This window comes from Streptomyces broussonetiae (assembly GCF_009796285.1).
GTDB classification, from domain to species: domain Bacteria; phylum Actinomycetota; class Actinomycetes; order Streptomycetales; family Streptomycetaceae; genus Streptomyces; species Streptomyces broussonetiae.
The window spans coordinates 9376266-9399087 of sequence record NZ_CP047020.1; the positions used below are offsets into that span (position 1 = coordinate 9376266).

Here is a 22822-nt window from a genome sequence, read left to right on the forward strand (position 1 = left end):
CGGCGAATCAGCAACGCACCGCTCTGCCGGGCGAGACCCGGGCCTGCCGGTCGGGCGAACCAACGCGAAAGATCCTCGTGCGCAGTCGGGCACTCTGCGCAAGGCGCCGCCGGCTCGGATTGAGCTTGTCGAAGGCGGCTACGAGCGCCCGGTCCAGGCCCGCCGATGTATGCCCTCGAGGCGTCGGTGACGAGCACGCCCCCTCGGCCCGGGTGGTGACGTGGTGACTGGAGGCCGACGGAGGTTCGGACTGTGCTCGTTCATCGGATTCAGGTGGTGGGTGCAGGCGCCTGCGAGCCCTCGTCGACAAGGAGCAGGGCGCCGGTCGCGGCCAGGACCTCCTGCACGGTGATGCCCGGAGCGGTTTCCACCAGGTGCAGGCCCTCGGTGGTGACGTCGATGACGGCCAGGTCGGTGATGATTCGGTCCACCACACGGCGGCCCGTGGCGGGAAGACTCAACTCCTCAACGATCTTCGGGCTGCCGTCCTTGGCGACGTGCTCCATCACGACGACCAGCCGGCGGGCGCCGTGGACCAGGTCCATCGCACCGCCCATGCCCTTGACCATCTTCCCGGGGATCACCCAGTTGGCCAGGTCGCCGCATGCCGACACCTGCAAGGCGCCGAGCACGGAGACATCGATCCGACCGGCTCGGATCATGCCGAAGGAGAGGGCCGAATCGAAGTAGGAGGTGCCGGAGACGGTGGTCACCGTCTCCTTCCCGGCGTTGATCACATCAGGGTGCTCGTCGCCGTCGTACGGGTAGGGGCCCACGCCCAGAATGCCGTTCTCCGAGTGCAGCACCACGTGCACGCCGTCCGGCAGGTGGTTGGGGATCAGGGTGGGCAGACCGATGCCCAGGTTGACGTACTGGCCGTCGCGCAGCTCCCGGGCGGCGCGGGCGGCGAGCTGGTTGCGGTCGAGCGGCATGGTCACTTCTCCTCGGAGTCGGTGCGGGGGACGGCTGCCTGGGCGCCGACGTGTGCCGGGCGCACGGTGCGACGCTCGATGCGCTTGAGCAGCGAGTCGTCGACGGCGACCACTCGGTCCACGTACACGCCCGGCAGATGCACGGCGTCCGGTGGCAGTTCGCCGGCATCGACGATGCGCTCGGCCTCCACCACGGTCACGCGCCCCGCCATCGCGCACAGCGGATTGAAGTTGCGTGCCGACGCATGGAAGACGCAGTTGCCGTGCCGGTCGGCGACCGCGGCCCGCACCAGGGCGAAGTCGGCGGTGATGGCCTCCTCCAGCAGGTAGCGGCGGCCGCCGAACTCCCGTGTCTCCTTGGGCGGGGAGGCCACCGCGACACCGCCGTCGCAGGTGTGGCGCCACGGCAGGCCGCCCTCCTCGACCTGGGTGCCCACCCCGGCCGGGGTGTAGAACGCGGGGATGCCGGTGCCGCCCGCCCGCAGGCGCTCGGCGAGAGTGCCTTGCGGTGTCAGTTCCACCTCCAGTTCGCCGGCCAGGTACTGGCGGGCGAACTCCTTGTTCTCGCCCACGTAGGAGGAGGTCATCCGGGTGATCCGGCCGGCCCGCAGCAGCAGTCCCAGCCCCCAGTCGTCGACACCGCAGTTGTTGGACACGACCCGCAGGCCGGACGCGTTCGTCCCGGTCAGCGCGGCGATCAGCGTCGACGGGATGCCGCACAGACCGAACCCGCCGACCGCGAGTGTCGCACCGTCAGGGATGTCCGCCACTGCCTGCTCGGCCGCGGCCACCACTTTGTCCATGCTCTTTCCTTCCCCACGGGGTCCGTTCCGTTCGCCGGGCCGGTCGGCTCACCGCGTCGGCGGCCTGGACCAGGTGGTCTTCACCCTTGCGGTACCTGCCGTCACCGACCATGTGCGCCAGTGCCATGACTGGGCCTCGAAGAGCGGTGATTGACAACATGCCGCCTGTCGCACGGCGCTCCTAGGGTTCCGACAACCACGCACCGCGCCCCGTCGTACGAGGCTGCCGTCCCAGCAAGCCTGACGGAACCCGGCGGCGGGCGGGCGACACACTGTCAGGAGCCGATCGTCATGCGTTCCAGCCTCACGGGCACCTTCAGCAGCAGATCTGTTCGCGCACTCACCCTGATCGCGGTCGGAGCCCTGGTCGCGGGCTGCTCCTCGGCCGGTACCGCAGGCACCGCGTCCGCCGGCTCGGACGGCAGGACCGCCTCCGTGAAGGTGGGGCTGGTCTACTCGCGCAGCGGACTCCTCGCCGCCTACGGCAAGCAGTACGAGCAGGGTTTCAAGGCCGGTCTGGCCTACGCCACGCACGGGACGAACAAGGCCGGCGGCCATCCGGTCGAGGTCACCGAACAGGACGACGCGGGCGACCCGGCCAAGGCCGTGGCCGCGGCCAAGACCCTCGTCGGCAAGGGCTACAAGATCCTCGCCGGCACCACCGACTCCGGTGTGGCACTGCAGATGGCGCCGCTGGCCGCGCAGAACAAGGTGCTGTACGTGAGCGGTCCCGCCGCGACCGACGCGGTCACCGGCGTCAACGCCTACACCTTCCGCTCGGGCCGGCAGTCCTATCAGGACATCCTCGCGGCCGGAACCCTTCTCGGCGACGCCAAGGGCAGGAAGGTCACCGTGCTCGCCCAGAACTCCGCGTTCGGACAGGCCAATGTGGCCGCCGTGAAGTCGGTCCTCGGGAAGGAGGGCGCGCACGTCGGTTCCGTGTTGGCCCCGTCGAGCGCCACCGACCTCACGCCCTTCGCCCGCCAGACCAGGGCCGGCAAGCCGGACCTGGTGTTCGTCGCCTGGGCGGGCGCCACCGCCCCTGCCCTGTGGACCGCGCTCAACCAGCAGGGCGTGCTGGACGCGAGCAAGGTCGTCACCGGACTCGCGGGCACCGCCTCGTACCCGGTCTTCGGCCCGGCCGGCTCCAAGGTCGCCTTCCTCGCGCACTACTTTCCGGGCGCCGGGGGCGGCAACCCCGTCGAGAAGGCCATGCTCGACGGCATCACCAAGGCCGGTGGAACCCCCGACCTGTTCAGCCCGGACGGCTTCACCGCCGCCCAGATGATCGTGCACGCCGTCGAGTCCGGCAGCACCACCGACACCGCGGCCATGGCCAAGGCGCTGGAGGGCTGGAGCTTCGACGGGCCCAAGGGCAAGGAGCAGATCCGCGCGACGGACCACGCCCTGCTGCAGCCGATGTTCACGGCCCGGCTCAAGGGCACCGGCAGCGCCGCCCGGCCCGAGCTGATCGCCGGCATCCCGATGACAGCGGTCGCACCACCGGCCACGAAGACGGCGGGCTGAGACGATGTCCTCCTCGAACACGACGTCACCGGGCGCCGCGGGGGCTGCGGGCGCCGGGGAGACCCGTACCTTTCCGGTCCCTGTGCTCCGGCTGCGCGACGTCGGCTGGTCGGTCGGCGGCGCGACCATCGTCGACTCCGTCTCCTTCGACGTCCGCGAGGGCGAGTTCCTCGCCTTCATCGGCCCCAACGGCGCAGGAAAGACCTCCCTGTTCAACCTGGTCAGCGGGCTCAGTCCGGTCTCCCGGGGCACGATCGAACTGGACGGCCGCGATGTCACCGCGGAAGCCGCCTACGCCCGGGCCCGGCGCGGCCTCGGGCGTACCTTCCAGACCTCCAGCCTGTGGCCGGGCATGACGGTCGCCGACCACGTGGGGCTCGCGGCCCAGGCTGCCGACGGCGGTTCGTACCGGGTCTGGCGCCGTGCCGACACCTACCCGGAGCAGGTCGACCGGGTGCTGGCGCGCACTCAGCTCGCGCACCGCGCCGGCACCCGCGCCGACGCCCTCTCACACGGCGAGAAACGCAAGCTCGAACTTGCTGTCCTGCTCGTCGGCGAGCCCCGGCTGATGCTGCTGGACGAGCCGATGGCGGGCGTGAGCGCCGAGGAGGTGCCTGCGCTGACCGACCTCATCCGGTCGCTGCACAAGGAGGAGGGGCGCACCGTGCTCATGGTCGAGCACCACATGGACGTGTTGCTGGATCTGGCCGATCGGCTGGCCGTGATGCATCACGGCACACTGCTGGCCCTGGACACCCCGCAGGCCGTGGTGGCCGACCCGGCCGTACAACAGGCCTACCTCGGGGAGGAGTTGTGAACCCCGCTCCGGTGCCCCTGCTGACCGTGCGCGATCTGCGGGTCGTGATCGGGGGCAAACACATCCTGCACGGCGTCGACCTGGAGGTGGCCGCCTCCGGCACCACCGCTCTGCTGGGACGCAACGGAGCGGGCAAGACGACCACCGTACGTGGCATCCTCGGCCTGGTTCCGCGCACCGGCAGCATCCTGCTGGCCGGTGCGGAGACGGTGCGTCTGGCCACCCACACCCTGGTGCGCCGGGGCATCGGCTACGCCCCCGAGGACCGCGGTGTCTTCGCCGCTCTCAGCGTGGCCGAGAACCTGCGTCTCGCCGAGCGGCCCGGCGCCGGTGAACCGGCCTACGACCTGGTGCACGAACTCTTCCCGGAGCTGAGACGACGCGCCCGGCAGGCCGCCGGAACCCTGTCCGGCGGCCAGCAGCAGATGGTCGCCATCGCCCGGACCTTGCTCAACGGCAACCGGATGATCATCGCTGACGAACCCACCAAGGGGCTGGCGCCGAAGGTGGTCACCGAGGTCACCCAGGCGCTGGAGCGTGCCGCCGAGGCGGTGCCCGTCCTGCTCGTGGAGCAGAACCTCGCCGTGGTGCGCCGCCTCGCCCGCCACTGCGTCGTCCTTGCCGACGGCCGCACCGCGCACCGGGGCCCCGCCGCCGACCTCCTCGCCGACGCGGCGGCGGCACGCCGGCTGCTCGGCGTCGGCAGCGCCGCAAAGGGTTCCGCCGACCAGTCCGTTCGCACCGCGGCGCGTCCCGCCGCCCGGACCACGGAGGCAGACTTCTGATGGCCACCGTCGTGCTGCTCACCTTCACCGGACTCGGCCTGGGCGCCCTGTACTTCCTGGTCGCCGCCGGCCTGTCGCTGATCTTCGGGCTGATGGACGTGCTCAACTTCGCCCACGGTGCCCTGTTGTCCGTGGGCGCCTACGGTGCCTGGTGGGCCGCCTCGGGCCATCTGCCCGGCGCCGGCTCCGGAGGCGCCGGATTCGCCCTCGCCGTCGTCTTCGGCACCGCGGTGGGCACGGTCGCTGCCGTGCTGCTCGAACTCGCCGTGATCCGCCCGCTCTACACCCGTCCTCGCGAGCAGATCCTCGCCACGGTGGGCGTGGGTCTGGCCGTGCCGGCGCTGCTGTCCGCGATCTGGGGATCCGACGCCCGGCCCTTCCCCGGGCCGAAGGCACTGTCCGGCACCTTCGGTCTGCTGGGCGCCGAAGTGCCGCTCGACCGCCCGGTGCTGATCGGCGCGGCCCTGGTGGTCCTGACCGCGCTCAAGCTGTTCCTGGGCCGCACCCGGCACGGACTGGTCGTGCGCGCGGGGGTGGAGGACCGGGCGATGGTCACCGCGCTCGGCATCGACGTGCGCAGGGCCTTCACTCTGGTCTTCGCCATCGGCGGCGCAGCAGCAGCCCTCGGTGGTGCCGTCGGCGGCCTCTACTTCGGCTCCGTGGACCCCCACCAGGGTACGTCGCTGCTCATCTTCGCCTTCGTGGTCGTCGTGACGGGCGGCATGGGCTCGCTCACCGGCGCCGCGCTGGCCTCGGTGGCCGTGGGCCTCGTCCAGCAGTTCGCCAACTACTACACCACCGCCGGGCTCGGCGACCTCGCTGTCGTCGTCCTGCTCGCCGCCCTGCTGCTCGTCCGGCCGCGGGGGCTCACCGGGAGGCTCGCATGACCACCGCCACCCAGCCGCGCGGCCGGGCCCGCACGGCGAACAACCCCGTCGCCACCCGTTCCGAGAGGCTGCGGCGAGCCACCCGCTGGTGGCCCGCCCTGCTGCTCGTGGTGCTCCTCACGGTGCCCTACAGCGCGTTGCCGTTGCCGGGCCTGCTCGACGGTCCGATCGGCAGCCCCGGCAACCTCCAACTGCTCGCCCTGTGCCTGCTCTTCGGGGGTCTGGCCACCGGCTACGACCTGCTGCTCGGACGTACAGGTCTGCTGTCCTTCGGGCACGCCCTCTACTTCGCCGCGGGCACCTACGTCACCAACACCGTGATGCTCGAAGCAGGACTGCCGTTCGCCGTGTCCGCGCTGTCGGGACTGCTGGCGGGCGCAGTGCTGTCCGCGCTGCTGGGCGCCGTCAGCCTCCGAGCCAGCGGCATCGGGTTCTCCATGGTGACCCTGGCCTTCGCGCAGGCCGCGTCGATCCTCGTGCAGCGCGATCCCGGAGGCGTCACCGGCGGCGAGGAAGGCAGGGCCGCGCCTGCGGACAGACTGCCGGCCTCACTGGTCGGCATCGAGCACACCGCCAACCTGTACTGGATGGCCCTGGCCTACCTCGTGGTCGTGCTGGTCGTGGTGCAGTGGGCGGTCCGCTCGCCCACCGGCCGGGTCTGGGAGGGCATCAAGGAGAACGAGCGCCGAGTGGAGGTGCTGGGGCTGCGCCCGTACGGTTTCAAACTGGTCGCCTTCGTCCTGGCCGGCACCCTGGCCGCGCTCGGCGGCATCGTCTACCTGCTGCTGACCGGCGGCGCCACCCCGCAGACGACCACCTCGGACTTCACGCTGTCCCTGCTGGTGATGGTGGTGCTGGGCGGCTCGGGGACCCGGTGGGGTCCGATGATCGGCGGCATCCTCTACACCTGGGCCGACCAACGTCTCGGCGACCTGGCCGGCTCGGGCGCGGTCGCCTCTCTGCCCTCTGTGGTCCGTGTGCCGCTCTCGCAGCCGCTGTTCCTGCTCGGCGCCCTGTTCGTCGCGGTGATATACCTGCTGCCCGGTGGCGTGGCCCGGCTCCCGGCCCGGCTGCGCACCGCCCGTACGTCCCGCGCCGCCGACCGCGAGGAGGTCCTCCAGCCATGAGCCGCACTTCACGGAACGAGGCAACCGGACATCAGGGCGCCGCCGTTGCCGGGCACGAGGAGTTCCAAGTGCCGGTGGCCGGCGGGAAGCTGGCCGTGTCGCGCTGGCCGGCCCACGACCCGGGCGCGCCGGTGGTACTGGCGCTGCACGGCATCACCGCCAACGGCCTGAGCTGGGCGCGCGTCGCCCACCACCTGGCCGGCCGGGTCACCCTGGTGGCGCCCGACCTGCGCGGCCGGGGCCGCAGCGGGTCACTGCCCGGCCCGTACGGCATTGCGGCCCACGCCGACGACATGGCCGCCGTCGTGGAGGCGCTGGGAGTGGCGCGGGTGGTGCTGACCGGCCACTCCATGGGGGCCTTCACCGCGGCCCTGACCGCGGTGCGTCATCCGGACCTGCTGACGGGCCTGCTGCTGGTGGACGGCGCCGTGGGCTTCCCCGTCCCACCCGGCCTGGATCCCGACGAACTGATCACTTCGGTGATCGGCCCGGCCATGCGGCGGCTGTCGATGACGTTCCCGGACCGGGAGGCCTACCGCGCTTTCTGGCAGCGGCATCCGGCCTTCGTCGGCTCCTGGTCGCCGTGGGTGGATGCCTACGTCCAGCGCGACCTCGTGGGGGAGGAGCCCGAACTGCGTTCCTCCTGCAGCCTCGAGGCGGTCCGCACCGACGGCGTGGACCAGCTGCGTGAAGAAGTGTCGGGTGCGGTGCACCGGCTGCCCCGCCCGGCCGTGCTGCTGTGGGCGGAACGCGGCCTGATGGACGAGCCGCAGGGCCTGTACGACGAGCAGAGGCTCGCCTCCGCCGGCCTTGCCTCCCGCCTGGTGCGCACCCAGCTCGTACCTGGCACCAACCACTACACGATCCTCGTCGGCGACGAGGGCGCCCAGGTCGTGGCACACCACCTGCTGGCCGCGGCCGGCATGGCGGGAACCGTTGGACGGAACGGCACACCGTAGCGGTGACCGTGCCGGCTCCTGTCGGGTCCTCCGTGCCGGGGTCGTTCGGCCGTGCAGATGCACGGTTGCCAGCGCACCCGGTGGGCCCTTCAGGTACCCGACAACAGGTGTAGACGCAGGGCGAGTTGGAGTTCCAGCGCCTGTTCGGGAGCGTTCCAGTCGGGTCCGAGCAGCGCCTGGATGCGGTCCAAGCGCTGTACGACGGTGTTCACATGCACGTGCAGCTCCTCCTTCGCCCGGGTCAGGCTGCCACCGCAACCGAAGTAGGCGTGCAGCGTGCGGATCAGCTGGGTGCCGCGCTGGGCGTCGTACTCCAGCAGTGGCCCCAAGGTGCCGGCGATGAAGCCGTCCACGTCGTGGTGGTCACCCAACAGCACGCCGAGGAAGCCGAGTTCGGCCGCGCTGGCCCCTGCCCCGGCGCGGCCGAGCACGTACAGGGCGCGCAGGCAGCGCGAGCCCTCGGCGTGCGCGTCGGTGATGGCCCGCGGCCCGGTCGCCGGACCGGCGCCGGCCACCGTGACCGGAGCGCCGGCAAGCTGGCCGAGCTGTCCGGCGGTGACGCGGGCCGCCTCACCCGGGCCGGTGCCGTCGTACGGCAGCAGTAGCACCACGGCGCCCTCGTGTTCCGCACTGACGCCGCCGCCCCCGAACAGACACCGCGCGGCGGCGTCGGCGAGTCGCTCCCGAGCTGTGGCGTCGGACCGGGCGACGAGCAGGACGTGGGGCCGGTCGAGGTCTATGCCGAGGCGGCGCCCGCGGGCCACCAGCCCGGCCGGGTCGCGGTCGGGTGCGGTGAGCAGATCGGTGAGCAGGTCACCGCGGACGCGGTTCTCGGTCTCCACGACCGAACGGTTCAACAGGAGCAGCAGGGAGGTCACGACGCTGCTGCGCTCGAACAGGCGCCGGTCGGGGCCGTCGAGTTCCGGCCGCCCGTACAGAACCAGGCAGCCCAGCAGTTCCTGCCCGGCCAGTACCGCGCAGACCCAGCGCCCGTCATGGAACACCGCGTGGGCGGCCGCGCGCGAGGCCTCCGCGGCCGCGACCAACGCCGCAGCCTCCTCGGCGCGACCGGCGTCGCCCGTGCCCCGGGTGAACGCGCCGCCATCCCCGGCGACCGCGGTGAGCGGCCGCCCGGAGCCGTCGTGGACCGCGACGTCCCCCTTCAGCAGTCCGGCCACGGCGGCGGCCACATCCGGGACGTCACCGCCGCGCAGTACCAGATCGGTGAGCCGGTCATGCGACTCCTCGGCACGCTGCATGGCGGCGGAGTGCTCCCGGATCACGGCGTTCGCCTCGGCCAGCTCGGCCAGCGCGACGCGGGCGTCGGCCATGGCCTTGGCAGTGTCGATGGCGATGGCGGCATGGTCGGCCAGCGAGCACAGCAGGGCGACCTCGTCCGGGGAGAAGGCACGCGGCGTACGGTCCGCGGCGAAGAGCGCACCGATGACCTGGCCGCCGCTACCCGACCCCAGCAGTAGCGGCACGCCGAGGATCGCGACCAGGCCCTCGTCCAGAACCCCGGCGTCGATGTTGCCGGTGTGGAGGAAGCGGTCGTCGGTGCGGTAGTCCGGGGAGGCGTAGGGGCGCGCGGTCTGTGCGACCAGACCACCGAGGCCTTCCCCTAGCTGCAGGCGCAGGTTCTGGAACAGCTCCGACACCGAGCCGTCGGTGACTCGCATGTAGGTGTCCCCGGCCTCCTCGTCGGGCAGCGTGAGGTAGGCCGTGTCGGTGCCCAGGAGCAACCTGGCCCGCCGGACGATGGAGCGCAGCACGGCGTCCAGGTCGCGCAGGGCCGCCAGGTCACCGGCCGTGTCGAAGAGCGCGGTCAGCTCCGCTTCCCGGCGCCTGTGCTGCGTGAGCGCGCTCTGTACGCGCAGCGCCGCTTCGGTGGCCTGTTCGACCTCCGTGAGGTCCTGGGCGGTGGCACCGTTGCGCCGTGCCTCTACGGCGACGGCTCCGAGCTCCTCGGCAGGGGCGCCTGCGGCAAGGAGTTCGAGCAGCCGGCGCAGGTGACGGGTGGCGGAGGCGGGCTTGTGCGACATGGGCGGGCAACCGTTGCTGAGTCGGGGACAGGGGAATCGGTGCACGGCCGAGGAGGGCCGGGGTGATCCCCGACCGGGAAGACCCTGACCCTCCGGCCGTGCAGTGGTGCCGGGCCGTCAGGCGGACGCGGCCGTCTGCTGGTCCGGGGCGGACCGCACCGCGGAGCCGTCCGGCTCGATCGCAGCCAGGTCCCTGCCACGGGTCTCGCGGGCGGCGATGACGGCGATCACGGTGATGAGGGCGGCCAGGCCGACGTACACCGAGATCGGGGTGGAGGTGCCGTAGGAGCCGAGCAGAGCGGTGGCGATCAGCGGGGCGGGGGCGCCGGCCGCCACCGAGGAGAGCTGGGCGCCGATGGAGGCACCGGTGTAGCGCATCCGGGTGGCGAACAGCTCGGAGAAGAATGCCGCCTGGGGTGCGTACATGGCGCTGTGGAAGATCAGGCCGACGGTGACAGCCAGGACCAGCGCGGGGAACGACCTGGTGTCGAGCAGTGCGAAGAAGGCCCACGACCACAGGCCCACGCCGACCGCGCCCACCAGGTACACGGGCTTGCGGCCGACGCGGTCGGAGAGGGCGCCGAACAGCGGGATCAGGCAGAACTGCACGGCCGAGCCGATCAGCACGGCGTTCAGCGACGTCTGCTTGTCGATCTTGAGGTGGTCGACGCAGTAGGTAAGGACAAAGGCGGTGATCACGTAGTACGAGATGTTCTCGGCCATCCGGGCGCCCATCGCGACCAGGATGTCCCGCCAGTGGTTGCGCAGGACAGCGACGAACGGCGGCTGCTCGGCCCGCTGCTGCGCCTTGCGTTGCTCGGCCTTGGCCAGCGCTTCCTTGAACAGCGGGGACTCGTCGACGGACAGCCGGATCCACAGACCGATCATGACCAGCACGGCGGAGAGCAGGAACGGCACCCGCCAGCCCCAGGAGTTGAACGCGTCGTCGCTGAGCACGGTGGTCATCAGGGAGAGTACTCCGACGGCGAGCAGGTTGCCGGCCGGTGCGCCGCCCTGCGGCCAGGACGCCCAGAAGCCGCGTCGCTTCGCATCACCGTGTTCGGACACCAGCAGCACCGCCCCGCCCCACTCGCCGCCGAGGGCGAAGCCCTGGATCAGGCGCAGAGTGGTCAGCAGCAGGGGGGCCGCGACACCGATCGTGTGGTAGCCGGGGACGCAGCCGATCAGGGCGGTGGAGAGGCCCATCATCAGCAGGCTGATCACCAGGAGCTTCTTGCGGCCGAGGCGGTCGCCGTAGTGCCCGAACACCACAGCGCCGATGGGTCGGGCGGCGAAGCCGATGGCGTAGGTGAGGAAGGAGAGCAGGGTGCCGGTCAGCGGGTCCGAATCGGGGAAGAACACGTGGCCGAAGACCAGGGCGGCGGCCGAGCCGTAGAGGAAGTAGTCGTACCACTCGATGGTCGTGCCGATGAGGCTGGCTGCGACGATCTTGCGCAGGCCGCCCGGTCTTGCGGAGGAGTCCGGTTCGGTCACGGCGTTGTGAGCGCTGGGCATGGTTGTCACCGTTTCGGAAGGAGATGGGAGCGGAACCTCCGGATCCAGCCGACGCTGGGGGACGAAAGGAGCAGGTCCGGGGGAGTTCGATGGTGCGGTGCGCCGGGGGCAGCGGCGCGCGGGTGCCGTCCCGGCCGGCCTCAGCCGCTCGGAACCGGCATGGGCCGCAGGATGACGAGTGCGTGACGGGTGGTCAGTGGGCTGTCCAGCCGCCGTCCAGGGGGATCGACCCGCCGGTGAGGTAGCCGGTCCGCTCGGTGCACAGCCACAGAGCCGCCTCGGCGACCTCGGTCGGCTCGATGAGACGCTTGATCGCGGTGCGCTCCAGGAACACCTGGTCCATCACTTGTGTCGCAGGGATGCCGTGGGCGAGTGCCTGGTTCGCGATCTGCTCCTCGACCAGCGGCGTGCGGACGTACCCGGGATTGATGCAGTTGCTGGTCACGCCGTGCGGGGCGCCCTCCAGAGCGACCACCTTGCTCAGGCCCTCCAGTGCGTGCTTCGCCGCCACGTACGCCGACTTGTAGGCGCTGGCCCGTAGGCCGTGCACCGAGGAGATGTTGACGACCCGGCCCCAGTGCCGCGCGTACATGTGGGGCAGGGTGCGGCGCAGGATGCGGAACGGTGCCTCCACCATGACCCGCTGTATCAGCGTGAATCGCTCCGGGGGGAACTCGTGCACCGGCGCGACGTGCTGCAGTCCCGCGTTGTTGACCACGATGTCGGCGTCGTCCGGCAACGCGTCCACGGCGTCGGTCTCGGAGAGGTCGGCCACGACGGCGACGCCGCCGATGGCCTCGGCCAGCTCCTTGGCGGCCTCGGCGGCCCGGTCCACGACGTAGACCTCGGCACCGGCCGCGGCGAAGCCCTCGGCGCAGGCCCGGCCGATCCCGCTGGCCGCACCGGTGACCAGAACCTTGCGGCCGGTGAGGAATCGGGTCGAGGCCAGGCCGGCCGCGGCGGCGTCACCGGCCTCGGGATGCTGGGTCGAGCCCTCGGCGGAGTTCTTGGCGCTGTCCATGGCCGAACACGGTAGGTAGGAACCATGAAGTGAGACACGTGGGTCGCCACCATATTTTCGAAGCATGAGATGGGTGAAGTCGCCATGTGCTGATGGTCGGTGGTCACCCCGGCGGGTCCCGCACGCCCGGAACACCCGATAAGCGCGGGTGCGTCGGCCCGCGCTGCTCGTCGCATGTCACAGCGCCACCGCCGACACCATGGGTGCGCGAGCCACGCCGGGCACCGCAGTCCTGGCTGTTCCTCACATGTCGCGCGTGGGCCGGCCGACCGTACCGTCCGCTTTCAGCAAGCCAGTACGACAGTGGGCCGGTGCGGCCTGGTGCAGCACCGGCCGGTCACGAGGACGTGCGCGGGGTGGCGCCTGGCGGGGTGGGACTGCCGGGCGGCGCGCCGCGTCCGCGCTCCCCTCCCTCTCCCCACCACCCATCGGAGTCGCACCATGCTTCACTCCACCTGGCGTAGATTCTTCCGGCGCACCGCACTGGCCGCCGCACTGGGCGCCTTCGCCGCGGGTCTGACGGTCGTCACCCCGCTGGCCGCGAGCGCGGCGGCTGCCGGCACCCTCCAGCAGGTCAGCAACTTCGGCTCGAACCCCGGCAACCTGGCGATGTACGAGTACGCGCCGTCCGGCCTGCCTGCCGGCGCACCGCTGGTCGTGGCTCTGCACGGGTGCACCCAGTCGGCGAGCGACTACCACGCGAACTCCGGGTGGCAGAAGTTCGCCGACCAGTGGGGCTTCGCCGTGGTCTACCCGCAGACCAGTGCGGCCAACAACAGCCTGTCCTGCTTCAGTTGGTTCGACTCGACCAAGGACACCCGCGGTAATGGCGAGGCGGCCTCCGTCAAGCAGATGGTCGACACCGCCGTGGCGCAGTACGGCTCGGACCGCAGCCGCATCTTCGTCACCGGGCTGTCCGCCGGCGGCGGCATGACCGCGGACCTGCTCGCCGACTATCCGGACGTGTTCGCCGGCGGTTCCGTCGACTCCGGCATCCCCGCGCAGTGCGCCACCACCCAGACCGGCGCCTCCGGCTGCCAGTACAGCAGCCAGAACCTCACCCCGCAGCAGTGGGGCGACAAGGTCCGCAACTCCGATCCGGGGTACTCGGGCCCATGGCCGCGCGTCGCCGTCTGGCAGGGCACCTCCGACACCACCGTCGCCCCGGTCAACGGGACCGAGCTGCGCGACCAGTGGACCGATGTCCGGGGCATCGGCCAGACGGCCTCCAGCACCCAGACCCTGACCGGCGGCACCACCGAGAGCATCTACGACGACGCCACCGGCAAGCCCGCCGTCGCCCTGTTCTCGGTCTCCGGTATGGCGCACGGCCTTGCCGTGAACCCCGGCTCGGGCGCCGACCAGTGCGGCAGCACAGGTACCTACTACCTCAACTACATCTGCTCCAGCTACTACACCGCGAAGTTCTGGGGTCTGGACGGCAGCGGCGGCCAGGGCGGCACCGGTTCCCTGCCCGCGCCGTCCGGCCTCACGGTGACCGGCACCACCGACACGGGCGTCTCGCTGTCGTGGAACTCCGTCAGCGGCGCCGCCTCCTACAACATCTACCGCGACGGCACGATGGTCGGTTCCGCGACGGGCACCACGTACACCGACACCGGCCTGTCGGCGGGCACCGCCTACGGTTACACCGTCGCCGCGGTCGACTCCTCCGGTGCTGTCGGCGCGTCGTCCGCTTCGGTCACGGCGACGACGACGGGCTCCGCGGCCCAGTGCTACACCGACAACAACTACAACCAGGTGCAGGCCGGACGAGCCCACCAGAGCGGTGGCTACACCTACGCCGACGGCTCCGACGAGAACATGGGTCTGTACAACGTGGCCGTCACCCACACCCTGACGGAGACCTCCCCGGGCTACTTCGTCATCGCCGACTCCGGCTGCTGAACCGGCCAGCCCCACGCCTGCGCCGGCTGGTCAGAGGGGCCGGCGCAGGCAACGCCCGACAACGGCTCCGTCTCCGGCTCCGTCGACTTCGCTTCGAGCTTCGAGTCCGTACCGCCGCCGACGCGTCGGCGGGCTCGACGCGTGCCCTCTGCCGGGCCGGACGAGACAGGAGGTGCGATGCCGGTCCCACTCCGTGTCGGTGCCCGTGCGTCGCGCACCTTATGGGCGACGGGGATCGTCGCAGCTGGCGGGCGGGACCGGGGCAAGTCCGCCGGGCGAGCCAAGGAGATCGCCGCGCGGCAGGGCCGCGGCCGGCGGCCTCGCCGCACCGTCCAGCCCGACATGCCGGCATTGCACGGGGGCCGAGGTGGAATGGGTGCGACGGTTTCTCCGCCGTCGCCCTGTCCGGCCGGTACGGCATCTGACAGGAGAAGACCACGGCCGTGGGCCGGCACCTGTGCGGGGCGACCCGAGTCCGCTCGGGTCGCCCCGCACAGGTGCCGAGATCGGTGAGTCAGGACGGGGGCCGCAGAACTGCGTCAATGACGTAGATGGTGGCGTTCGCGGCCTTGATGTTGCCGCAGACGATTTTCGCCTTGCCGTTGACCTTGAATTCGGTGCCCGAGCCCGACGTGGTCAGTTTGCCGCCTTCCACCGTCGTGAAGGAGCCCTTGGCGAGCGCGTCCGGTGTGATCTGCTTGGCCACGATGTGGTACGTCAGCACCTTCTTCAGCTGCCCCTGATTGCTGAGGAGCGAGGCCAGCTGCGACGCGGACGCCTGCTGGAATGCCTGGTCGTTGGGAGCGAAGATGGTGACGTTGGGTTTTCCGTCGAGGGCGCCACTCAGCTTGGCTCTGACCGTGGCTGAGACCAGGTGGCTGAGCTGTGGATATGCGGCCGCAGCCTCTACGACTTTGTCCTTGGCCGTGTTGGCCTTCTGGGCGAGCGCCGAACAGCCGGGACCGAACGTCCCCGACGGACTGGGAGACGCATCCTGCGCGTGGCTCTGTGCCGCCAGACCTCCGAGGGCGAGGGGGACGGTGACCAGAGTTGCCGCGGTGGCCTTTGCTGTACGCGTGCGAATGAACCTCATCGCGACTTTCCTCCCGTGGAGGGCGTGACACTGCAGAGGTATGGGTTGCGGAAGTCCTCGTTTCTGCTGGGCGGGGTGGGGCGGCTGCCGCGCCACGGCCCTGGGCTGCCATCACCCGGCCACTCAGCGAGCGTATCCAGCAGGTGCCGGTGACCGCATCTCGAGGCCCGGATGGATGCGGTGCGCGCTCTCGGGGCATCGGCATGACGGCCGTCAGATCGGTGCTGCATGCACGCGGGCTGTTGGACAGCGCCGACGCCTCCGGGGCCGCCCTGCTGGGTGAGGGCGGGCTGCTGACGGAGATCACCCGGGCCGTGCTGGAGCGGGCCCTGGAAGCGGAGATGACCGGGCACCTCGGCTACGAGAAGCACGGCCCCGCAGGCCGGGGCTCGGGCAACTCGCGCAACGGCGCTTCCGTGAAGACCGTGCTGACCAACGTGGGTGCCCTGACCGTGGAGGTGCCCAGGGACCGCAACGGCGACTTCGAACCTAAGCTGGCCCTGAAGAAGGCGCGCCGGCTGGCGGGCTTCAACGACCGTATCCTGTCGCTCTACGCGCGCGGGATGTCGGTGCGCGGTATCCGCTCCCACCTCGCCCAGATCTACGGGGTCGAGGTCAGCCCGGACCTGATCAGCAAGGTCACCGACGTGGTCGTGGACGAGCTGGCGACCCGGCAGAACCGGCCGCTCGACCCGGTCTGGCCGATCATCTACATCGGCGCGCTGTGGGTGAAGATCCGCTCCGGCGCGGTGACTTCGAAGCCGGTCTACCTGGCCGTCGGCGTCGACATGGACGGGCGCAAGGACGTCCTGGGCCTGTGGGTCGGCGCCGAGGGCGAGGGTGCGACCACGTGGATGGCTGTGCTCACCGAGCTGCGAAACCGCGGGGTCCAGGACGTCTGCATCGTGGTCTGTGATGGGCTGAAGGGCCTGGCCAGAGTTCACGCCCTACCTCGCGTTCCCATCCGCGATAAGGACAGTCGTCCACTCGACGAACATGGTCGAGTCGATCAACGCCCGCCTGTCGAAGGCCACCCGCAACCGCGGCCACTTCCCCTCGGAACAGGCCGCGTTGAAGGTGCTCTACCTCGCGGTCCGAGAGCAGATCACCCCGAAGGCGCGCGACGCCAACCACGTTGCCGCACACTGGAAGGAAGCACTGAACCAGTTCTCGCTCTTCTTCGAGGACCGGCTCAGCGTCCAATGAGCCCAAGGCACTTACACAAGATCACAGACACGCCCCGGTTCTGTGTCGAGGCCGATCGGGCTTTCCCGGGCCAGGATGCATGGAGCGAGGACGTGGCCGCATGATCGAAGGGTCACACCAATCCGAGGACGTCGAGGTCGGCGTCCTGAGCCTTGACCGGGGAGCGGCCACCACCTGTCTGTCCTGGGACGAGTTCGAACAGGAGAGAGACGCTGTGAGGGCGACTTTCACACTGGGGCGGATCGCGGGGGTCCGGATCGGGGTCCACTGGAGCGTGCTGCTCATCTTCGGCATCATCGCGTTCGGTCTCGCGCAGGGCCAGTTCCCCCACGTGGATCCGGGCCATGCCCCGCTGGTGTACTGGTCGGCGGGCCTTGGGACTGCCGTGGTCTTTTTGGCCTCTCTGCTTGCCCACGAACTGGCGCACGCGGTGGTGGCGCGGCGCAACGGCGTGGTCGTGGACGACATCGTGTTGTGGCTGTTGGGTGGGGTGGCCCGGCTGAAGTCGGAGGCGTCGAGCCCGGCGGCGGAACTGCGGATCGCGGGTGTCGGCCCGTTGGTCAGCCTCCTGTTGGGCGGACTCTTCATACTGGGCACCTGGCTGCTCGCCCTGGCGTCCGCACCCAGACTCCTGGCTGAAGTCGGGGCCTGGTTGGCGGGCATCAACCTGCTGCTCGCCGTGTTCAACGCCCTTCCCGCCGCTCCGCTCGACGGCGGGCGGCTGTTGCGTGCCTTCCTGTGGTGGCGTACGGGAGACCGAGTGCGGGCGACGGCCGGGGCCACCATGGCGGGACGCATCCTCGGCTGGCTGCTCATCGGGCTGGGCCTTGTTGTGTTCATGAGAGGCGGCGGGCTCGGCGGACTCTGGCTGGCACTGATCGGCTGGTTCCTTATCGCGGCCGCCACTGCTGAAGGACGGCAGGCGCAGCTGCGCGGTGTACTTGCCGGTGTCCCCGTACGGGACGCTATGACAAAAGACCCGCTCACGGTGCCCGCAGTCCTCACGGTCGCGGATCTGCTGGCCGACCCGCGGTACCGGTACCGGCACTCGGCGTTCCCGGTGACCGATGTGTCCGGGGCACCCACCGGGCTGGTGACGCTGGACAGCGCCAGGGGGGTGCCGCCTGAGAAGAGCGGGACAGTGACGGTGGGCGAGGTGATGGTCCCCCTGTCGCAGACCTCCGTCGCGGGGCCGAACGACTCGCTGGCAGATCTGCTGCCCCGCATGGAGCCCGGCGCCGCGCATCGGGTCCTGGTGATGGAAGAGGGCAGACTCGTTGGGATGCTGTCACTGTCGGACATCAGCCGTACGGTGAACTGGCTGATGAACACCGCTCGGAGCCGGTAGGAAGCTTGCCTCTGCGCCGCGTACGTCGGCGTCGTCGGGGGGCACTTGGACACTTTCCGGAGGGCGGGTGCGAGGTGCCCTGGTCCGCAGGCCTTGCATCCCGAGGTGCAGGCAGCCCGTGGGCGCCATAGCGTGGAAAGGGAGAGATGATGCTGCCCCGCTCATCTCGTGGAGGTGAGTGGGGAGAAGACGTTCGCGTTCGCACAGGACGGGAAGAAGGGATTGCCGTGGGGGCAGCACCGGAGATCCTGCCGGAGACACACCTGACGCCGCAGCAGGCACGTGAGAACCAGCGGCAGTGGTTCCTCGACGCATCCACCGGCGAGCTGAAGCCGGAGGAGAGTTCTGGTGAGGACCCGCAGGACCGGCCGAAGCCGGTCCGGGTGGCGCGCTGGACCTTCGATTGACCGAACCTGCTTGGCAGGACCGTGTCTGGGCGCGGCACCGGCGGCGCACGGGAGCGGTCCTGATCGTGGGTACGGGTGCGGTAGGTGGGTTCCTGGCCGAGGAACTGGCGCGGCTCGGGTTCAGTCCCCTCCACCTGGTCGATCCCGACATCCTGGAGGTGGAGAACCTGGTTCGCCACCCGCTCGGCGCCCCGGCCCTGGGACAGCCGAAGGCCTCGGGGCTGGCGGGCAGGATCCGCCGGGAGTTCCCGCCGTGCGAGGCCACCGGCGTGGATGCCGACTTCCTGAAGCTTCCGGTCGGTGAGCAGCTGTGGCTGGCCGAGCAGGCCGACGTGGTGGTGGCAGCGACAGACTCCGCCGCGTGCCAGCGCCGTGTCAACGCCGTAGCGCTCGCGGCCCGCAAGCCCGCCGTGTACCCGGCGGTGTGGGTGGACGCGCGGGTCCGTGATGCCGAGGTCGGTGAGATCCTCTGGGTGCTGCCCGGCCGTCGAACGCCCTGCTACGAATGTGCGGCCGAGTTCCGGAACGGGGCGGCCGATGCGCAGGCGGCCCGGGGCACCCGGCTCGACATCCAGCTCGTTGCCCTGGCCACCGCCCAGGTCGTGGCGGCGCTGGCCGACCCCGAAGACGAACACGCGGCGATCCTCGACCGGCAGCGCACCGCCGTCTACCTGCACGGGCTCACCCCCACCTCGCCGGCCATCCGCGACGCATTCCCCACCGGCGGTCTGGAGAGCCGCAACGTGCGCATCCCGTTTCCGGACCGGCCCTGCCCGGCGTGTCACGGCAGCCGACTACGTACCTGGGACGCAGCCCGGACACCACCCGATGAGCGGGAAGGAGCCCGCTGGGCGCATGTCGCCGCCTTCCTCACCATCGTGTTCATCGTCATGCTGCTGTTCCTCGTCCTGGCCGGCCGCTTCATACGCAGTTGAGGGACGGCCCGGACGTAGCGCCGCCCGCTGTCGGCCGGTGGCCTCGGCCGCCGCGTTCAGTGTTGCGGATGCGGAACGACCGCGACCGGGCACAGGGCGTGATGCAGCACGCCCTGGCTGACGGACCCGAGCAGCAAGCCTGTGAAACCTCCCAGGCCCCGGGATCCCACCACAAGGCCCAGCGCATGTGCGGACGCTTCGGTCAGCACTTTCACCGGGTGGCCGCGCACAACCTCGTGGTGAAGCTCCACATCCGGGTAGGCGGAGCCGTGGCCGGCCACCGTCTCCGAGAGCAGCCTGCGGCACTCCCGCTGCGCGGCCTGCTCGTCCAGGGCACCGAGGAGCGGAGGGCGCCATACGTGCAGCGCCCGTAGCCCCGCGCCGCGCGAAGCCGCCTCCTCGTACGCGTAGTCGACAGCCGTCTTCGAGTCCGGGCTGCCGTCCACGCCCACCACGAGGAACGAGGGCTGCTGCGAGACGTGTTCGACTTCGCGCACGACGATCACGGGGCAATCGGCGTGGGCGATGACCGGCACTGCCACCGAGGGGGAGCGGGCGAGTTCCTGTACGGCTGTCAGGTGCCGGGAGCCGAGTACGACCGCGGCGGCCTCCTGCGCCTGCCCGCGCAGTACCGAAGCCGCATCGCCTTGCACGAGCAGGACCGACACCGCGACCTCGGGCTGTCGGTCCCTGACGAACGCCTCGGCCTGCTCAAGGGCGTGTGTGCCGAGCGTACGCAGGGCCTCGTCCCACGTCTCCCACGCCGGTGTCAGTTCCGCCGTCCGGTATTTGGAGGGCGGTGCCTCTCGCGCGTGCACCAGGAGCAGCGGCAGCCTGCGCCGGTCGGCCTCGTCGGCTGCCCAGGCCGGCGCCAGCTGCTTCGTGGGATCCGGGTCGATGCCCACCACGATCGGCCGGGCATCCGGCGAACCGGTCACCACATACCTCCCAAGATGGCCCCGTCACTGGAGTGAGCCTGACGGCCTAGCACACGGCCTGACAGCCAGCCTGCCTGCCGTGACCTGCGGCGAGGAATCGATGTTGCTGCCCGGTACCTGAGCCGGGTGCGGCTTCACGGTCGGGCGACAGCCCTGGTGCCGGCCTCACCGGCGCAGTCCTGGTTCACCGGCCAGCGGCGGGGTGGGCAGGCCCGCGTCCTCGTGGAGACCGTTCAGCCACTCCTGCAGAGCCTCCTGGACGGTGTACCGGGGCGTCCAGTCCAGTTCGTGCTGGGCCCGCGTCGTGTCCATGATCGGGAAGTGCAGGACGGCGTCGAACAGGGACGGGGGAGTACGCAGCAGATGCGCTCGCCAGGCGGCCGAGACCACGGCCCGAACCGGCCGACCCGGCACCGGAACGGCCCGTGCGTCGAACATCTTGGCCAGCATGGCCGCGTCCACTACGGGCTCGGCGGCCAGGTTGAAGGCTCCGTGCACCGTGCGCACGGTGGCCTGGTAGAAGGCCTCGGCCGCGTCGTCGGTGTGCAGGGCCTGGTAGCGCATGCCGGGGATGTTCGGGATCGCGGGCATGCGCTCCGGGTGAGTCAGATGCTTGGGCACCAGCGGGCCGCGGAACAAACGGTGCTGCTCGCACGCGGCTTCCCGCTTGAACATGAAGCCCGGCCGCATCCGCACCACGCGGACCCCAGGGTGCTGGAGTTCGAAGGCGTCGAGGACGCGCTCGACGTAGGCCTTCTCCTGGCACAGCGGCGACTCCGGCCAGCCGTCGGTGGGCCAGAACTCGTCCACAGCCCGGTCCTTGGGCCCGGGTGAGTAGGCCCCGACGAAGGACGCGTAGATCAGCGCGGGGACGTCGGCCGCGGCCGCGGCGTCGAAGACCCGGATGCTGCCCTGGACATTCGTGCGCCATGTCGTCACCGGGTGATGCGTGGGCTGGAACAGCCACGCCAGGTGGATGACGGCGTCCGCGCCGGCGAAGTGACCGGCCAGGTCGGTGCTGTCTTCCGCGACGTCCGCGCTCGCCCACTCGGTCTTCGCCGGAGACCACTGCGGAAGGCGGCGGGCCAATCCCAGAATCGAGTCGATCAGGGGTTCCGCGCGCAGTGTCTGGACAACACTGGTGCCGAGGTTTCCGGTGGCCCCGACGACGACCACGCGCATGCCGGGAGGTGTCATGAGTCTCGCCTGCCCTCGAGGCGCTGAGATGGAATGGTTGTTGAGTCCCCTTCCACGACCGTAAGCCGACATCGGCGGCGCCGCACGGCGCTACGCGCCGCCCGCAGACCGTGCGTCTGAGCCTTGATGCATGCGCGGGCCGCCATGGGCACGTCCGCCCATCCGGCGCACACCGGCTGCCCCGCACGGCTCGTTGATCCAGTCGTGGCAGCACAGAGGCCTGGCGCGGACGTGTCCTACGCAGCGTTGTCCGTGGTGTGCCCGACCGCCACTTGGTGCAGACGCCGGTCAACGACGCTGCGGGCACAGCCGGTCAGCCTCTTGTAACAGCCCGGCTTCCGCGACTGACGACGTCCCGGTGATCGCCTGCGCTGGATGCCCCGGAGCCGGCCGGGTAAGGGAGCTGCTGGAGACCCAGTTACGCAGCCCTTCGGTGATCGCGTTGGGCAGGTGATGCCCGCTTCGCGCGTGGTGGGCCCGAGCGAACCGACTTGGTCCCACCACGATTGCGGGAGGGACGTCACGACCGGCGCTTGACCCTCAGCGCCAGCAACCCTGTGCCCGCCGCGAAGGCGACGGCCAGGCCGCCGATCACCGTGTTGCTGATGATCACCGAGGCCGGATGCGAAGCCCTGGCACCGGACACGACGAACGGGGCGATGACGGTCCACACGCCGATTCCGGCCGCTGCCCAGCACATCGCGTGGGTGCGCTCGTAGGCGGAGCCGAAGCCACCGCCCATGAGGAACGCGTACGCCAGGCCGGCGATCAGGTTGGTGACAGAGAGTGTCGGGAGGGTCGTGTGGAAACCCATGATCCACGCCGACGCCGCCAGATACAGACCAGCCAGCAAGGCCAGTCCCTCCATGATCTGCGCTGCCACTGTCGTCGTCGCCCGCTCGGAGCTGGCGCGCAGTGCCACGATGTCCGGGTGTTCCTCAATACCCGGGAATATGCGTTCGGCCACGTCAGACACCTCCCGTGTCATCCCGAACCCGTTGCGCCCCTATCGCATTGGGCAAAGGGCTTATCTTTTGCCTACATAGTGTGCCGCGCATTGACCTTTGTCGTGGGCCGAACGGCCCGCACGGGGTGCCGGCCGCCCCATGCCCTTCCTGACCCGCCCCGTACCTGACGCCGAACGAGCCTCCCGCTCGTCGACGCCGTGGTTCACCACCCACGCAGGTGACGGCATGGTACGGAGGTGTCCGTGACCGAGGCAGCGCACGAAGCCGTGATGCGACGGATCAGGTCGGCGTGACCGCGGGCCGGGCCGGGTGCGACCGTCGTCAGGCACACGGAGCAGGGGTGGTCCGGCCTGTTGCAGGAGCAATGGTGGAGCGGAACCAGTACGGGGGCCACGTGTTCCCGCTCA

General features: G+C 70.6%; 19 protein-coding genes and 1 pseudogene. 11 read left to right on the plus strand and 9 right to left on the minus strand.

Annotated elements, in window-relative coordinates; translation table 11 throughout:
- Positions 1-269: 269 nt before the first annotated feature.
- The gene (locus GQF42_RS42835; protein WP_158929083.1) at positions 270-932 is read right to left on the minus strand and encodes a 3-oxoacid CoA-transferase subunit B; all 663 of its coding nucleotides are present in this window, start codon (positions 930-932) and stop codon (positions 270-272) included.
- Between the two features lie 2 nt (positions 933-934).
- Positions 935-1735 (minus strand): CoA transferase subunit A, encoded by an 801-nt coding sequence (locus GQF42_RS42840; protein ID WP_158929085.1) that lies wholly within the window; start codon positions 1733-1735, stop codon positions 935-937.
- Between the two features lie 291 nt (positions 1736-2026).
- Here GQF42_RS42840 and GQF42_RS42845 point away from each other — a divergent pair, with 291 nt between their 5' ends.
- The 6 genes from GQF42_RS42845 to GQF42_RS42870 are packed head-to-tail and all read left to right on the plus strand — an operon-like array spanning position 2027 to position 7837.
- Positions 2027-3262, plus strand: a complete 1236-nt coding sequence (locus tag GQF42_RS42845; RefSeq protein ID WP_158929087.1) for a substrate-binding domain-containing protein — start codon at positions 2027-2029, stop codon at positions 3260-3262.
- Between the two features lie 4 nt (positions 3263-3266).
- On the plus strand, positions 3267-4079 hold the full coding sequence (locus GQF42_RS42850; RefSeq protein ID WP_158929089.1) for an ABC transporter ATP-binding protein: 813 nt from the start codon (positions 3267-3269) through the stop codon (positions 4077-4079).
- Positions 4076-4864 (plus strand): ABC transporter ATP-binding protein, encoded by a 789-nt coding sequence (locus tag GQF42_RS42855; protein ID WP_233273694.1) that lies wholly within the window; start codon positions 4076-4078, stop codon positions 4862-4864. The genes GQF42_RS42850 and GQF42_RS42855 overlap by 4 nt, the downstream gene beginning before the upstream one ends.
- Positions 4864-5751, plus strand: a complete 888-nt coding sequence (locus GQF42_RS42860; protein ID WP_158929091.1) for a branched-chain amino acid ABC transporter permease — start codon at positions 4864-4866, stop codon at positions 5749-5751. The genes GQF42_RS42855 and GQF42_RS42860 overlap by 1 nt, the downstream gene beginning before the upstream one ends.
- Positions 5748-6878 carry a branched-chain amino acid ABC transporter permease gene (locus GQF42_RS42865; RefSeq protein WP_158929093.1) on the plus strand — a complete coding sequence of 377 codons (1131 nt, stop codon included), beginning with the start codon at positions 5748-5750 and terminating at the stop codon, positions 6876-6878. The genes GQF42_RS42860 and GQF42_RS42865 overlap by 4 nt, the downstream gene beginning before the upstream one ends.
- On the plus strand, positions 6875-7837 hold the full coding sequence (locus GQF42_RS42870; protein ID WP_158929095.1) for an alpha/beta hydrolase: 963 nt from the start codon (positions 6875-6877) through the stop codon (positions 7835-7837). Before GQF42_RS42865 ends, GQF42_RS42870 begins: the two co-directional genes overlap by 4 nt.
- 89 nt (positions 7838-7926) lie before the next feature.
- Here GQF42_RS42870 and GQF42_RS42875 read toward each other — a convergent pair whose 3' ends face one another.
- From GQF42_RS42875 to GQF42_RS42885, 3 genes are all read right to left on the minus strand, one after another.
- Positions 7927-9879 carry a helix-turn-helix domain-containing protein gene (locus tag GQF42_RS42875; protein WP_158929097.1) on the minus strand — a complete coding sequence of 651 codons (1953 nt, stop codon included), beginning with the start codon at positions 9877-9879 and terminating at the stop codon, positions 7927-7929.
- A gap of 117 nt (positions 9880-9996) precedes the next feature.
- Positions 9997-11394, minus strand: a complete 1398-nt coding sequence (locus GQF42_RS42880; RefSeq protein WP_199272992.1) for an MFS transporter — start codon at positions 11392-11394, stop codon at positions 9997-9999.
- A 193-nt stretch (positions 11395-11587) separates the two neighbouring features.
- Complete coding sequence (locus tag GQF42_RS42885; protein WP_158929099.1) at positions 11588-12415, minus strand: 3-hydroxybutyrate dehydrogenase; 828 nt, start codon at positions 12413-12415, stop codon at positions 11588-11590.
- A gap of 441 nt (positions 12416-12856) precedes the next feature.
- Between GQF42_RS42885 and GQF42_RS42890 the strand changes: the two genes are divergently transcribed.
- Entirely contained in the window at positions 12857-14323 is a 1467-nt protein-coding gene (locus GQF42_RS42890; RefSeq protein ID WP_158929101.1) for an extracellular catalytic domain type 1 short-chain-length polyhydroxyalkanoate depolymerase, read from the plus strand.
- 514 nt (positions 14324-14837) lie between these two features.
- Here GQF42_RS42890 and GQF42_RS42895 read toward each other — a convergent pair.
- Positions 14838-15416, minus strand: a complete 579-nt coding sequence (locus tag GQF42_RS42895) for a fasciclin domain-containing protein (RefSeq protein ID WP_158929103.1) — start codon at positions 15414-15416, stop codon at positions 14838-14840.
- A gap of 203 nt (positions 15417-15619) precedes the next feature.
- Here GQF42_RS42895 and GQF42_RS42900 point away from each other — a divergent pair.
- The 4 genes and pseudogenes from GQF42_RS42900 to GQF42_RS42915 all read left to right on the plus strand — a co-directional run bounded on the left by GQF42_RS42900 (position 15620) and on the right by GQF42_RS42915 (position 19312).
- Positions 15620-16622, plus strand: a pseudogene (locus GQF42_RS42900) (IS256 family transposase).
- A 100-nt stretch (positions 16623-16722) separates the two neighbouring features.
- A complete protein-coding gene (locus tag GQF42_RS42905) occupies positions 16723-17970 on the plus strand; it encodes a site-2 protease family protein (RefSeq protein ID WP_233273695.1) in 1248 nt (415 codons plus the stop codon).
- 227 nt (positions 17971-18197) lie between these two features.
- Entirely contained in the window at positions 18198-18377 is a 180-nt protein-coding gene (locus tag GQF42_RS42910; RefSeq protein WP_158929105.1) for a hypothetical protein, read from the plus strand.
- Complete coding sequence (locus GQF42_RS42915; RefSeq protein WP_158929107.1) at positions 18374-19312, plus strand: ThiF family adenylyltransferase; 939 nt, start codon at positions 18374-18376, stop codon at positions 19310-19312. The genes GQF42_RS42910 and GQF42_RS42915 overlap by 4 nt, the downstream gene beginning before the upstream one ends.
- A 56-nt stretch (positions 19313-19368) precedes the next feature.
- Here GQF42_RS42915 and GQF42_RS42920 read toward each other — a convergent pair whose 3' ends face one another.
- From GQF42_RS42920 to GQF42_RS42930, 3 genes are all read right to left on the minus strand, one after another.
- Positions 19369-20250 (minus strand): universal stress protein, encoded by an 882-nt coding sequence (locus GQF42_RS42920; protein ID WP_158929109.1) that lies wholly within the window; start codon positions 20248-20250, stop codon positions 19369-19371.
- 165 nt (positions 20251-20415) lie between these two features.
- On the minus strand, positions 20416-21447 hold the full coding sequence (locus GQF42_RS42925; protein ID WP_199272993.1) for an NAD-dependent epimerase/dehydratase family protein: 1032 nt from the start codon (positions 21445-21447) through the stop codon (positions 20416-20418).
- Positions 21448-21967: 520 nt separating this feature from the next.
- Positions 21968-22414, minus strand: a complete 447-nt coding sequence (locus GQF42_RS42930) for an SPW repeat domain-containing protein (RefSeq protein WP_233273696.1) — start codon at positions 22412-22414, stop codon at positions 21968-21970.
- Between the last annotated feature and the right edge of the window lie 408 nt (positions 22415-22822).